This is a genomic window from uncultured Maricaulis sp. (assembly GCF_947259345.1).
Lineage (GTDB): Bacteria > Pseudomonadota > Alphaproteobacteria > Caulobacterales > Maricaulaceae > Maricaulis.
Window position 1 is genome coordinate 35154 of sequence record NZ_CAMYLS010000006.1, and the last position, 13597, is coordinate 48750.

The window sequence follows — 13597 nt, forward strand, 5'->3', positions numbered from 1 at the left end:
AAGACGTCGTTCGCGATAGCTAGATTGAGAAACTTGTGCCGCAACCGCAGGCCGCTGTGGCATTGGGATTGTGGATCTTGAAGCTGGCACCGATCAGTTCGTCGACATAATCGATTTCCGAACCTTCCAGAAAGGGCAGGGAGGCTTCGTCGATGACCACTTTGGCGCCGTCGCGTTCAATCACCTGATCGTCCTCATTGACCGTTTCGTCGAGGTCGAACGTGTAGGAAAAGCCCGAGCAGCCACCGCCGACCACACCGATGCGCAGCAGGCCGGTTGAGGCTTGGGCGGCGATAATGGTGTTGATCTGTTTCGCGGCGGACGCGGAGAGCGAGACATTAACGGACATGGTAGAGCCTGACACTTGACCCGGCGGGTCTTTGGTTTCTGCCTGTATCATCCTATATGGACCCACCCTTGCGCGGATAAAAGGCCCCCCTGACATGATCATCGCCGCGACCGACCGAACCCGTGCGCCCTATGCCTGTCATCCGGCGGAGTCGCGCGGCCGCCGCTTTGCCCAGCCCGACAGTGCCATGCGTAACGCCTTCCAGCGCGATCGCGACCGGATCATCCACTCCGCGGCCTTTCGGCGCCTGAAGGAGAAGACCCAGGTTTTCGTGGCCCATGAAGGCGATCAATATCGTACACGCCTGACCCATTCACTGGAAGTCTCGCAGATCGCCCGGACGCTGGCCCGGGCCTTGCGCGGCGATGAGGACCTCGCCGAAGCCCTCGCGCTGGCCCATGATCTCGGACACCCCCCCTTCGGTCATGAGGGCGAGCGGGTACTGGCCCAGAAGATGAAGGATTTTGGCGGCTTCGACCACAACGCCCAGACCCTGCGCGTGATCACCAAGCTGGAAGTGCGTTACCCGGAATTTGACGGCCTGAATCTGACCTGGGAGACGCTTGAGGGCGTCGTCAAACATAATGGCCCCCTTCTGGGAGCTGGCCAGGATGAGGCCAGCCTGCCCTGGGCCTTCACCGACTATGATGGCTGGCGGGCGCTGGAATTCGAGACCCATGCCGGCCTCGAGGCACAGATCGCCGCACTGGCCGACGATATCGCCTATAACAATCACGACATTGACGATGGATTGCGATCCGGATTGCTGGAATTGGAGCCGTTGCTTGAATTGCCGCTGGTCGGCGATATTTTCACGCGTGCCCGCGAAAATTGGCCGGACAAGCCACAGGCGATCATCGTCCACGAGGCCGTGCGCGAATTGATCGGTGTGATGGTCGAGGATGTCTTGACCGAAACGCGCCGCCGTCTGGACTTGGCAAAACCTGAGAGTGCGGAGGCCCTGCGGGCGCTTGATCACCCGGTTGTTGCCTTCTCCGAAGAGATGGTTTTGCATCTGGCCGCGCTGCGTCGCCATCTCTTTGCCCACATGTATCGCCACTACAAGGTCAACAGAATGATGAGCCAGGCACGCCGGGTCGCCAGTGATTTGTTTGACCTGTATCTGAGTGATCCCGGCGTAATGCCAAATGATGTTCAGGCCAGCATGTCGGGGGCCGGAACAGCGCAGTCGGCGCGGGCGATTTGTGACTATATCGCCGGAATGACAGATCGCTTTGCAGTGGAAGAGCACAGACGGCTTTTCACCGTGCAGGGGTATTTCTAAACTGTCGCGGCGGTAAGGTCATTCAGGCCGCAGTGTTATCGTATGGCGACCTGTCGCGATTCGCGCGGCCGCCGGACCTGAGGTGAGAACCGGAATTCATGACAGACCAGGACGAGGAAAGCCGGATCGGCGCCTATGCCCCACCGGCGGACGAGTTTGCCACCTTTGACGCCCGTGACGAGGATGCCCGTCGCGGCCTGCTTCTGCTGACCACGGCCCTGGCCGCTTTTGTCCTGTTTCTCGGCGTGGTCTGGAGCGCCTATAATCAGGGTCTGCGCGATAGTGGCCGCGATGGTGCGCCACGCCTCATTCCCAATGAAGAACCCTATCGCGAGCGCCCGGTTGATCCCGGTGGCGCCGAGACGCCGGACACGGAGCTGGAAGTCTATGACCGCCTGACAGGTGATGATGCGGGTGATGACACCGTCTCGCTGCGTCCGGCACCGGAAGAGCCTCTGGAAGATTCGGGCCGCCCGGGCCTGCGGGTCGAACAGGTGGATGCCGATGAGGCCGCCGATCCGACGGTCGAGACCGAGGCCCTGCCGGACGCGACCCCGCGCCCGGCACCGGAGCGCCCGGCGCGCCAGCCCGATCCGGAACCCGAACCACAGGCACCGGCCAGCGAACCCGATCCGGCCCCGGCTGAAACCGCGACGGCGACGCCCGGTGTTGACGTGTCGGGCAGCTGGGTCGTGCAGATCGCCTCTTTCCGGACCGAAGCCGATGCCGAAGCGGCCTGGGTCGCCTTTCGGACGCGCTTCGCCGATATCTCCGCCGGCATGGCGCCGGATGTGGCCTCGGTCGAGATTGAGGGACGCGGCACGTATCATCGCCTGCGCATCGCCGCCTTTGCCGATCGCGGTGATGCGGTCAACTTCTGCTCGACCCTGCAATCGCGCGGGCAAGACTGCCTGGTGGCACGCCGATGACGATAGCGTCGGTGATTTACGGGCTCGCCGGGACCAAGTTGAGCCCGGACGAGAAAGCCTTCTTTCGCGACATCGATCCGTGGGGCTTCATCCTGTTCGCCCGCAATATCGAGGGTATTCGTCAGGTCTCGCGGCTGACGCTGGAATTGCGAGATTGCGTTGGCCGGGATGTGCCGATCCTGATCGACCAGGAGGGCGGCCGCGTCGCCCGCCTGCGCCCGCCGACCTGGCGTGCAGCGCCAGCGGCCGAGCGGTTTGCCGATTTGTGGAAGATCGATGAGGAAATGGCGATCGAGGCCACGCGCATCAATCATCGCCTGCTGGCCCACGAATTGCGCACGATCGGCGTTGATGTCGATTGTGCGCCGGTGGCCGATCTGCGCATTGACGGCGCGGATGACATTATCGGCGACCGGGCTTTCGGACGGACGCCGGAACCGGTCATCCATCTGGGGCGTGCGGCCATGGAAGGCCTGATGGCCGGCGGTGTCGCCCCGATTATCAAGCATATCCCCGGTCATGGACGGGCCCTGGCCGACAGTCATCTGGAATTGCCGGTCGTTCCGGAAGAGCACGGCCTGCTGTCGGAGACCGATTTCGCGCCCTTCAGGGGCTTGAGCGATGCGCCGATGGCGATGACGGCCCATATTGTCTATGCCGATATCGATTCCGATCATCCCGCGACCCAGTCCGCCGAGCTGGTCGGCAAGGTCATTCGCGGCGAGATCGGGTTTGACGGCCTCCTGATGACGGATGATCTGTCAATGAAGGCGCTGACAGGGACGTTCCGCGAACGTGGTGAGCGATCGCTCAAGGCCGGTTGCGACATGCTTTTGCACTGCAATGGCCAGATGGGCGAGATGATCGCCGTTGCCGAAGGCACGGCCGCCCTGTCCGGCAAGGCGCTTGAACGCGCGGCAACCGCCGAGAGCGCCCGTGATGTCATCGAGGATTTTGACCCGGAAGATGCCGAATCGCGTTTCAATGACTGGCTGGACAGGCTTTCGGCCTGATCCGGAGACGGTCAGCCGCCTGAAGCGGGAGCGTTGGAGCGGGAGCCCTGAAGTGGGAGCGTTGTGAGCGAGGATTTCGAGGAAGACGTCCGGTTTGAAGCCGCCGAGAACGCCGAGACGGATGCGCTCGTTGTGGATCTCGACGGATTCGAGGGACCGCTTCACCTCCTGCTCGCCCTGGCCCGCAAGCGCAAGATTGATCTGGCGAAGATCTCGATCCTCGAACTGGCCGAGCAATATCTGCAATTCATGGAAGCGGCGCGCCAAAAGCGTCTCGACCTCGCCGCTGACTATCTGGTGATGGCGGCCTGGCTGGCCTATCTGAAGTCCAAACTTCTCCTGCCGAAGCCGCAGAAGGATGAGGAGGAGCAGCCTGCAGAAGCGTTGGCAGCGGCCTTGGCATTCCGGCTGCGGCGTCTCGAAGCCATGCGCGCCGCCGGCGAAGCGCTGTTCGCCCGGCCACTGCTCGCGGTGGACATCCACGCGCGCGGCATGCCGGAAGGGGTGCGCGCGACGCGCTCAGTGGTCTATGAAGCCGACCTGCATGACCTGCTATCGGCCTATGCCAGTCGCCGCGTGAAACAGGCGCGCTCGGTCTATCGCCCGCCGACTCCCAAGGTTTATGGCCTGGAAACTGCAAGAGACCGCCTTGAGACACTGATGCCGCAAATCAGTGAATGGCGAGAACTGGATAGCCTGCTTCCCGGGGCCGGGGAGTTGGGCGCCAATCCACCTCCGATGCGGTCAGTGCGGGCCAGTTCGATGCTGGCCGCGCTTGAAATCACCAAGGAGGGCCATGCACGATTGCGTCAGCGTGAAGCCTATGCGCCGCTCTTCGTGAGGGCGCAGTCCGGGGAAGAGGGCGCGACCGATGACTGATGACACAACGACCGATGACAAGACCGACGCGATCTCCAGCGCGATCTCCGCGCTGCGCGAGCGCGCCTCGCACCAGGGGCCGAGCGTGGCGGCCGACGCCGAAGCGTCCGAAGCGCTGGGCGTCCATCTCGCTGTGAATACCGAACGCCAGAATCTGCGCGTGCTGGAAGCCTTGCTCTTTGCCGCTGCGGAGCCGCTGGACGAAGAAACCTTGATCGGGCGACTGCCGCTCGAAGCCAATATCCAGGACCTGCTCGGCAAGTTGCAGGGGGAATACGCCGAACGCGGCGTGCGCCTCACAGAAGTGGGCGGGCGCTGGCGTTTCGAAACGGCACCCGATCTGGCTGACGTCCTGGTTGAAGTGAAACAGGAACCGCGCAAACTGTCCCAGGCGGCGCTGGAAACCCTGTCCATCATCGCCTATCACCAGCCCGTGACGCGGGCCGAGATCGAGGAAATCCGGGGTGTCGCGGTTTCGCGCGGCACGCTGGACCTGTTGTTCGAGCTGCGCTGGGTTCGCCCGCGCGGGCGTCGTCGCACGCCGGGCCGTCCGGTCACCTACGGTACGACCCAGGCCTTCATGGAATACTTTGCGCTGCAATCGATCGGTGACCTGCCCGGCATGTCCGACCTCAAGGCGGCCGGCTTGCTGGATGCGCGCCTGCCGCCGGATTTCTCGGTTCCGGATCCGACCCGCAGCGTGGAACCAGACCTGCTGGAAGATCCGCTCAGCGATGAGGAAGCGCACGCCTTCCATGTCGACTTCATGGACGGGGATGACGAGCCGGACGGTGCGGCATAGCGGCGGGTGTGCGATCAATCGTCCCGCTGCCTGATTGACGGGTTGGACGAGGCCCGGCAAACGCAGTAGACCCAGTTAACTCGGTTCAGACGGAGGGGCACATGGCTCCCGGTATGTGGCAAATTCTTCTTGTGGTTCTTCTGGCCGTCCTGCTGTTCGGCGGCCGCGGGAAGATCGCATCGGTCATGGGTGACTTCGCCAAAGGCATCACCAGCTTCCGCAAGGGACTGAAGGATGATGAGGGCGAGGGCGACGCGGCTGACAGTGAAACGCCGGCCGGCTCGCTCAACACCGAGACCCGCGAAGACGAAAAAACCGGGAGCTAGGCGATGAGCCCCGGCATTGGCATGCCGGAATTGCTGGTAGTCCTGGTCCTCGCGCTTGTCGTGGTCGGGCCGCAGCAATTGCCGGTCATGATGCGCAAGGTCGGTCAGATGATGGCCCAGGCCCGCGCCATGGCGAAGGATTTCCAGAACAGTTTCGAGGAAATCGGTCGTGAGACCGAGCTGTCCGAACTGCGCCGCGAGATTGAGGCGCTCAAGGACGCGAATCCCGTCAATCAGATCCATGGCGAGTTGGACAAGGCCACACGCGGCGCGCAAGACGATGATATCCGCGCCCTCAAGATGAAGCATGTCGAGAAGAGCCAGGCTGAGGCCGAAGCGGCGAAGGCGGAGAAGCAGGCCGCCCTCGAAAGCAAAACACCGGAAAGCGATGCACAGGCCGACGCCGCTGCGAGCGATGATGCGGCAGAGACGGCTGAGCGTGCCGAACCCGCACCGGCCAAGCCGGCCGACGAAATCAAGGGACGCTGAGCCGAATGGCCGAAATCGAGCATGACGAAGTCGAGGCGAGCCGCGCTCCATTGGTCGAACACCTGATCGAGCTGCGCTCGCGGCTGGTGCTGATCATGGGCTTTCTCCTGGTCGGCTTCATCGGCTGTTTCCTGGTTTCAGAGACGCTCTATCAATGGCTGCTTCTGCCCTATCGTGACGCCGCCTCGATTGTGCGCGGCGTGCCCGTTGAAGAGCTGGACCTGACGGCCAATTTCTTTGCGCCGCTGGAATTCTTCTTTGTCCGGCTGAAACTGTCTTTGGTGGGCGCAATCATCATCACCTTCCCGGTCATTGCCTGGCAGATTTACGGCTTTGTCGCGCCGGGCCTTTACAAGAATGAGCGCGGCGCCTTCGCGCCTTTCCTGGCCATGTCGCCGATCCTGTTCGGCGCGGGTGTGAGCTTCGTCTATTTCTTCGTCCTGCCGATGGTGATGCGCTTTTCGCTGGGCCAGGAACAGTCGGCCGAGCTGGTCGGGACACGCATCGAGCTTTTGCTCAACGTCTCCGACTACATGAACCTCATCACCACGCTGATGCTGGTCTTTGGCATTTCCTTCCAGATGCCGGTCTTCCTCATGCTGCTGGCCAAGGCCGGCATCCTCAAGGCGAAGACCCTGCTCAAGGGCTGGCGCTTTGCGGTTGTCGGGATTGCCCTGTTTGCCGCGTTCGCGACACCGCCGGATCCGATTTCCCAGGTTATGCTGGGCGGTGCGCTGATGCTGCTCTACTTCATCTCGATTGGCGGCATGCATCTGATGCAGTCTTCCAAGGCCGAGGCCGACGAGGCTGAAGAGGACTGATCCGGTTTACGGCGCGCGCGGGCAGGGCTATAGCCCGGCCTCGTTATTTCATTCCAACCGGATCAGACCCATGCATGACATCAAGCTCATCCGCGACAATCCCGACGCATTCGACGCTGGCCTCGCCAAGCGTGGCCTGACGCCGCAATCCGCGACCCTGATCGAGCTTGATGCCTCCCGCCGCGATGCGCTGGGCAAGCAACAGGACGCCGAGACCGAGCGCAATGCGCTGTCCAAGCAGATCGGCAAGGCCAAGGCGAGCGGCGACGAAGCCGAGTTCAACCGTTTGCGTAGCGAGGTCGACCGTCTCAAATCCGTGCTGGAAGAGGCCGGTCAGCAGGCGCGCCATTTCGACGAAGCCTTGAACCAGCATCTCGCCGCCCTGCCGAACCTGCCTTATGACGACGTGCCGCAGGGCGCCGACGAGGCAGACAATGAGGAAATGCGTCGCTGGGGCGATCCCCGGGCCATGGACTTCAAGCCGCGCGACCATGTCGACTTGGGTGAAGGTCTCGGCCAGATGGACTTCAAGGCCGCCGCTGAGATCTCCGGGTCGCGATTTGTGGCGCTGCGCGGCGGTTTGGCCCGCATGGAACGTGCGCTGGCGCAGTTCATGCTCGATCTGCACACCACCGAGCACGGCTATGAAGAAGTCAGCCCGCCCTACATGGTGCGCGACGAAGCCATGTTCGGGACCGGTCAACTGCCGAAATTCACGGAAGACTCGTTCCGCACGACCGATGGTCGCTGGCTGATCCCCACTTCAGAAGTGCCGCTGACCAATCTGGCGCGCGAGACCATCCATCCCGAGAGCGATCTGCCCATGCGCATGACAGCCTACACGCCCTGTTTCCGTTCGGAAGCCGGCTCGGCCGGTCGCGATACGCGTGGCATGATCCGCCTGCATCAATTCCAGAAGGTCGAGATGGTGTCGATCGTCACGCCGGACGAAAGCGATGCCGAGCTGGAACGCATGACCGGTTGCGCCGAAAAGGTCCTGCAGCTGCTCGAGCTTCCCTACCGGGTCATGAAACTGTGCACCGGCGATATGGGCTTTGCCGCCCGCCGTACCTATGACCTTGAAGTCTGGATGCCGAGCCAGGATTGCTATCGCGAAATCTCGTCCTGCTCGACCTGTGGCGACTTCCAGGCGCGTCGCATGGATGCCCGCTACCGCAAGGATGGCGAGAAGCGTCCGGCCTTCCTGCACACGCTGAACGGATCCGGCGTCGCCGTCGGCCGCGCCCTCGTGGCCGTCCTGGAAAATCACCAGAACGCCGACGGTTCGATCACTATTCCCGCGGCCCTGCGTCCCTATATGGGTGGGTTGGAGACAATATCAGCCTGACCTGTTTGGCTCGCTATTCCCTGTTTTTGCGAGATTGGTCGTAGGCTCAGGCGGCCCTCCACAAGGGGCCGCCTGATGCTTGTCCGGCATGATTTTGACCGCGTCCGGGGACTGGCGGTCGGCACAAATTGCTTTAGAAGCAGGCGCTGGCGAACACAGCAAGCGACCGGTTGATCATGATCCCAGACAATCCCCGCATCCTCCTTACCAATGATGACGGTATCCGCGCCCACGGGCTCAAAGTGCTGGAGAAGATTGCGCGCCAGCTGTCGGACGATGTGTGGATCGTGGCGCCCGCCGAGGAGCAGTCCGGGGCCGGACGTTCTCTGTCGCTGCATGCGCCCTTGCGGGTCCGCCATTTCGACGAGCGCCGCATGGCGGTGTCCGGAACGCCGACCGATTGCGTACTGATGGGCATTCAGGACCTCATCCCCGGCAAACAGCCTGACCTCGTCCTCTCGGGCGTCAATCGTGGCCAGAACATCGCCGAGGATGTGACCTTCTCCGGCACGGTCGCCGGTGCCATGCAGGGCATGCAGCTGGGGGTGCCGTCGGTCGCGCTGTCCCAGGCCTATGGTTTCGGAAAGGATGATCCGATCCAGTGGGAGACGGCGGAAATGTATGGCGCGCCCATCCTGCGCCGCCTGTTTGATCTGAAATGGCCCGAGGATGTGTTGATCAACATCAATTTCCCGGACCGCAAGCCGGATGAAGTCGAGGAAGTCGAAGTCACGCGCCAGGGGCGTCGCGACCAGCATATCCTGCATGCCGAGCACCGCACGGATCCGCGCGGCATGGATTATTACTGGCTCGCCTTCAAGGGTCTGTTGTCCAATCCGCCGGACGGGGTCGATCTGCGGGCGATCTATGACGGCAAGATTTCCGTTACGCCGCTGCACATGGACCTCACCCATGGCGAGACGCTGGGCAATCTGAAAAGCATGCTCGGCGGCGTCCCGCCCAAATCCTGATCCCGCCCTGGCCGCGGACTGACGCGTGAAGAAGGTTGCCTCGCATGCAAATGCCTGATCCCCGCATGATCCAGCTCGTGATGAGCCTGCGTGGTGGCGGTGTGACCGATGCCAAGGTCATGGGTGCGCTCGAACGCACGCCGCGCCATCTTTTCGTGCCGCAACGCTTTGGCGACCAGGCCTATGATGACCGGGCCCTGCCGATCGATTGCGGCCAGACCATCTCGCAGCCGCTGATCGTCGCCTTGATGACCCAGGCGCTGAAGCTGGATGATCGTTGCAAAGTGCTCGAGATCGGCACCGGCTCCGGTTATCAGGCGGCTGTCCTGGCGCGGCTGGCGCGACGGGTCTATTCGGTGGAGCGTTATCGCACCTTGTCGCGTGAAGCCGAGGCCCGCTTCGAAGCCATGCGTCTGACCAATATCGTGACCCGCATCGGTGATGGCTCGGTCGGTTGGCCGGAGCAGGCCCCCTTTGACCGCATCATCCTGACGGCCTCGGCCCCGACCCGGCCCGACGCCATTCTCGAACAGCTCAAGGATGGCGGTATCGCCGTCGCGCCGGTGGACCGTGAGACCCGTCAGGTCCTGGTGCGCTATGTGCGTGAGGGCGACAGTATCACCGAAACCGACATCATGGATGTTCGGTTTGTTCCGTTGGTGAAGGGCGAGGCGCGGGCACTCTAGCAGATGTTCAAGCCGGAATGTGCTAAGGTGACGGTATGGGGATAACGTATATTGATCCGGGCGAGGATGGGCTGGCCTGCGTCACCTTGACCGGCTTGGCGACGCGCACCGAACATGCAGTGGCCGAAGAGCGGGCGCGTGAAGATGTGCGCGCGGGGCGCCTCCGGGCGATCCTCATTGATGCCAGTGAAGCCGAGTTGCCACCCAATCCAAGTATATCGCGGGAGATCTGGGAAGATTTTCTTGGCGTGCTGGACGCACGCCCTTTCGCCTATATCCCGCCGCAGGGGCATGACAGCCCCGAACGCCAGGCCATGATCTCGGCGCTGCTTGCGGAGTGGGGCAGCTGTTTTCGCGTGGTCGGCTCCGAGTCCGAGGGGCGGGCCTGGTGTCTCGCCAAACTGGCTATGCTCAAAGGGGAATAGCGGCCGGTCCGGGCGGTTACATTAAAAATGCCCCGCATTCGGGAAGCGTCGCCATGGATAACCGCCGGTTAAACCTTCTCTGGCTTGATGGCCCGGCTATTCCTGTCGGAGGTCGAGCCCGAAATGCGTCGAATGTCCCTGATCTGCCTCGTTGCGGTGGTGAGTGCGAGCCTTGCGGCTTGCGCGTCCAATCCGCGTGAGCCGGCGCGGGTCGACTATCGCAGTTTCGGCAGCGGATCGTCCTCAGCCACGACGTCATCGCCGTCCTCGCCGCGCCGTGCCAGCATGAATTGCGGATCCGGCTATACCGTGCGCACCAATGATACGCTGTCGGAAATCGCCGAGCGGTGTGGCGTCAGCATGGCGGACCTGGCCAGCACGAATGGTCTCAGTGCGCCTTATACGCTGCGCGTCGGCCAGACGATCTCGATGCCGCGCCCGCCGGTCCATGTGGTTCAGCGTGGCGAAAACCTCTACCGGATCGGCTTGCGCTATGGTGTGCCCTTCCAGCAGCTTGCCAACCATAACGGGATCCGGGCCCCATATGAGATCGAGGTGGGTCAACAGATCAACCTGCCGGCTGGGACCCGGATCGCCAGCACCACATCCGGTGGTTCTTCGCGCGCGTCGACGACCGCGTCTAACCGGGATCGTTATACGCCGCCGCCGGCCGAGGCGGGTGCCCCGCGCTTTGACTGGCCAATCCGAGGTCAGGTCTTGTCCAGCTTCGGACGCCGTCCCAATGGCGAGCGTAATGACGGCATCAATATCGAAGCGCCGTCCGGGGCGGAGGTGCGGGCTGCCGCACCGGGCCAGGTCGTCTATGCCGGCAGCGAACTCGCTGGCTATGGGCAGCTTGTCCTGATCCGCCACTCCGGCGGTTATGTGACTGCCTATGCTCATAATTCGCGTCTTCTTGTGCGCGAGGGCGACCAGATATCCCGCGGCCAGATCATCGCCCAGGCCGGAGCGACCGGGACGGTGGATCGTCCCCAGGTGCATTTCGAGATCCGTTCGGGTGTGAACCCGGTCGATCCGATGTCCTATCTCAACTAGGGTCCGGACAAGCCTGCCTGTGGCGAAAGCCACACAATCGTACCGCTTTCCAACAGCCGACCCTTGTTGCAACCAAGGCCGGTCCCGATATAGTCCCGCGCATTCGAATTTCCGGGCGTTCACGCAGTTTGGTTGCGTCACACGCCCACAAGCCGCGGAGCGCGCTACCTCATGGAACAGTTTCTGTCATCTCCCATTCCCATGCTTGTTCTCATGGGCCTGGTTTTCTACTTCCTGCTCATTCGTCCACAGCAAAAGCGGATGAAGGAGCACAAGGCCCTGATCGAGGGCCTGAAGCGTGGTGATGAAGTCATCACCCAGGGCGGCATGATCGGCAAGATTTCCAAGGTCGCTGATGAAGAAGTGACCCTGGATGTCGGCGAGGGCGTGAAGGTCCGGATCGTCCGCTCCACGATCGCTGATGTGAAGGGGCGTCCTGCTCCCAAGCCGGCCAATGATGCCAAGAAAGACGACAAGAAGGATGACAAGGAAATCGGTTGAACCGATTGACTTGCATTATTGATCGTCCCTGACCAAGAGGCCGCGCTGTCATGCTGCATTTCGGGCGTTGGAAACTGTTTTCCATCTTCTTCATCACGCTTCTTGGCGTGATGTACACCATCCCCAATTTCGTGCCGGAGACTGACCGGTATACGATCAACGAGGCGGATGGCACGCGAACGCCCAACGGCATCTGGCGCTTCATACCGTCCGGCACGATCAATCTCGGCCTCGACCTTCAAGGCGGTTCCCATATCGTCTTTGAAGTCGATATGGACGAGGTCCGCGATGCCCAGCTGGAAGCGCTGGCCTCCGACATCCGAACTTCGCTGCGCAATGCGCCGCCCGTCCTTGCCCGCTCGGTCTCCGTGATCGGCGAAGAGGTCGTTGTCCTGATGCTGCGTCCGGAAGAGCGTGAGACAGCGCTCGAGCGTATCCGTGCGCTCAACGCGCCGGTAACAACTGGTTCGGGGCAGGCCGGCTTTGCCAACATGTATGAGATTGCGGCGGATCAGACCGATCCGTCCGCCATTCGCATCTCCGTCACTGACGAACAGTATGAAGCGATCCGGAACCGGACGCTGGAACAATCGATCACGGTGATCCGTCGCCGTCTCGACGGGCTCGGGACGACAGACCCGACCATTGCCCGCTCCGGTGATCGTCGCGTGCTGGTTCAGGTGCCGGGCGCGGATGATCCGCAGGTCATCATCGATCTGGTCGGAACCCAGGCCGCGATGAGCTTCCACATGGTTGACGAGAATGTTGATCCGGGACCGAATGGCCAGGGCCGCACGCCGCCAGGCGTCAGCGTTTTCGCGATGGCGGATTCCGGCGGAACCGCGTGGCTCGCCGTCGAGACCCGTCAGCGGCTGACGGGTGAGAATCTCAACCAGGCCTATGTCACCAGCCACCCGAATTATGCTGGCCCGGTCGTTGGCTTCCGTCTCGATACCCAGGGCGCTCTGGTTTTTGGCGAACTGACCCGAAGCAATCGCGGCCGACGCTTTGCCATCGTGCTGGATGACGAGATCATCACCGCGCCGACCATCAATGAGCCCATCCTGTCCGGGTCCGGTGTGATCGGTGGCGGATATACCTATGAGACGGCCAATCAGCTGGTCATCCTGCTCAATGCGGGTGCGCTTCCGGCTTCGTTGACGCCGGTCGAACAACGCGTGGTTACCGCTTCGCTCGGTCGCGATCAGATCGAGAGCGGCCAGCTGGCCGTTATGATCGGCTTTGCGCTCGTCATCATTTTCATGATCGCCATGTATGGCGTGTTCGGGATCTTCTCCACCACAGCCTTGCTCGTCAATGTGGTGTTGATCCTGGGCGGTCTGTCCGGCCTCGGCATGACGCTGACCCTGCCGGGGATCGCCGGCATCATCCTGACCATCGGTATGGCGGTCGACGCCAATGTGCTCATCTATGAGCGCATACGGGAGGAGGCGAAGAATAACCGAACGCCGGTGCAAGCCCTCCAGGCCGGCTATGAACGGGCGCTTGCGGCCATTCTCGACGCCAATATCACCACCTTCATCGCCGCGGCCGTGCTCTACATGCTCGGAGCCGGTCCGGTGCGCGGCTTCGCGGTGACCCTGGGCGTCGGCATTTTGACCTCGGTCTTTACCGCCTTCGTCGTCTCCCGCCTGCTGGCGGTTCTCTGGCTGCGGGCCGTCAAGCCCGCCAAGCTGCCGATTTAAGGGGAGGAAAC

Annotated in this window: 16 protein-coding genes; 15 read left to right on the plus strand and 1 reads right to left on the minus strand. The window is 62.4% G+C overall.

Going from position 1 to position 13597, the window contains the following annotated elements; translation table 11 throughout:
- Positions 1-19: 19 nt before the first annotated feature.
- Entirely contained in the window at positions 20-349 is a 330-nt protein-coding gene (erpA, locus tag Q0X62_RS03380; protein ID WP_297731616.1) for an iron-sulfur cluster insertion protein ErpA, read from the minus strand.
- Positions 350-443: 94 nt separating this feature from the next.
- Between erpA and Q0X62_RS03385 the strand changes: the two genes are divergently transcribed.
- From Q0X62_RS03385 to secD, 15 genes are all read left to right on the plus strand, one after another.
- Positions 444-1634 (plus strand): deoxyguanosinetriphosphate triphosphohydrolase, encoded by a 1191-nt coding sequence (locus tag Q0X62_RS03385; protein ID WP_297731617.1) that lies wholly within the window; start codon positions 444-446, stop codon positions 1632-1634.
- A gap of 98 nt (positions 1635-1732) precedes the next feature.
- Complete coding sequence (locus tag Q0X62_RS03390; RefSeq protein ID WP_297731618.1) at positions 1733-2563, plus strand: SPOR domain-containing protein; 831 nt, start codon at positions 1733-1735, stop codon at positions 2561-2563.
- Complete coding sequence (gene nagZ, locus Q0X62_RS03395) at positions 2560-3576, plus strand: beta-N-acetylhexosaminidase (protein ID WP_297731621.1); 1017 nt, start codon at positions 2560-2562, stop codon at positions 3574-3576. The genes Q0X62_RS03390 and nagZ overlap by 4 nt, the downstream gene beginning before the upstream one ends.
- Positions 3577-3639: 63 nt before the next feature.
- Positions 3640-4455 carry a ScpA family protein gene (locus tag Q0X62_RS03400; protein ID WP_297731624.1) on the plus strand — a complete coding sequence of 272 codons (816 nt, stop codon included), beginning with the start codon at positions 3640-3642 and terminating at the stop codon, positions 4453-4455.
- Positions 4448-5257 (plus strand): SMC-Scp complex subunit ScpB, encoded by an 810-nt coding sequence (gene scpB, locus Q0X62_RS03405; protein ID WP_297731627.1) that lies wholly within the window; start codon positions 4448-4450, stop codon positions 5255-5257. Before Q0X62_RS03400 ends, scpB begins: the two co-directional genes overlap by 8 nt.
- Before the next feature lie 101 nt (positions 5258-5358).
- Positions 5359-5583: a twin-arginine translocase TatA/TatE family subunit gene (locus tag Q0X62_RS03410; protein WP_297731629.1), complete on the plus strand. Its 225-nt coding sequence runs from the start codon at positions 5359-5361 to the stop codon at positions 5581-5583.
- A gap of 3 nt (positions 5584-5586) precedes the next feature.
- A complete protein-coding gene (gene tatB, locus Q0X62_RS03415) occupies positions 5587-6072 on the plus strand; it encodes a Sec-independent protein translocase protein TatB (RefSeq protein WP_297731631.1) in 486 nt (161 codons plus the stop codon).
- Between the two features lie 5 nt (positions 6073-6077).
- On the plus strand, positions 6078-6893 hold the full coding sequence (gene tatC, locus Q0X62_RS03420; RefSeq protein ID WP_297731633.1) for a twin-arginine translocase subunit TatC: 816 nt from the start codon (positions 6078-6080) through the stop codon (positions 6891-6893).
- Between the two features lie 70 nt (positions 6894-6963).
- Entirely contained in the window at positions 6964-8241 is a 1278-nt protein-coding gene (serS, locus tag Q0X62_RS03425; protein WP_297731636.1) for a serine--tRNA ligase, read from the plus strand.
- A 176-nt stretch (positions 8242-8417) separates the two neighbouring features.
- Positions 8418-9212: a 5'/3'-nucleotidase SurE gene (surE, locus tag Q0X62_RS03430; RefSeq protein ID WP_297731638.1), complete on the plus strand. Its 795-nt coding sequence runs from the start codon at positions 8418-8420 to the stop codon at positions 9210-9212.
- A gap of 44 nt (positions 9213-9256) precedes the next feature.
- The gene (locus Q0X62_RS03435; protein ID WP_297731641.1) at positions 9257-9898 is read left to right on the plus strand and encodes a protein-L-isoaspartate(D-aspartate) O-methyltransferase; all 642 of its coding nucleotides are present in this window, start codon (positions 9257-9259) and stop codon (positions 9896-9898) included.
- Between the two features lie 35 nt (positions 9899-9933).
- The gene (locus Q0X62_RS03440; RefSeq protein ID WP_297731644.1) at positions 9934-10323 is read left to right on the plus strand and encodes a hypothetical protein; all 390 of its coding nucleotides are present in this window, start codon (positions 9934-9936) and stop codon (positions 10321-10323) included.
- Between the two features lie 123 nt (positions 10324-10446).
- Positions 10447-11379: a M23 family metallopeptidase gene (locus tag Q0X62_RS03445; protein WP_297731646.1), complete on the plus strand. Its 933-nt coding sequence runs from the start codon at positions 10447-10449 to the stop codon at positions 11377-11379.
- 171 nt (positions 11380-11550) lie between these two features.
- Positions 11551-11880 (plus strand): preprotein translocase subunit YajC, encoded by a 330-nt coding sequence (gene yajC / locus Q0X62_RS03450; protein WP_297731649.1) that lies wholly within the window; start codon positions 11551-11553, stop codon positions 11878-11880.
- Positions 11881-11930: 50 nt separating this feature from the next.
- Positions 11931-13586, plus strand: coding sequence for a protein translocase subunit SecD (gene secD, locus Q0X62_RS03455; RefSeq protein ID WP_297731651.1), 1656 nt, complete (start codon positions 11931-11933; stop codon positions 13584-13586).
- The last annotated feature ends 11 nt before the right edge of the window (positions 13587-13597 follow it).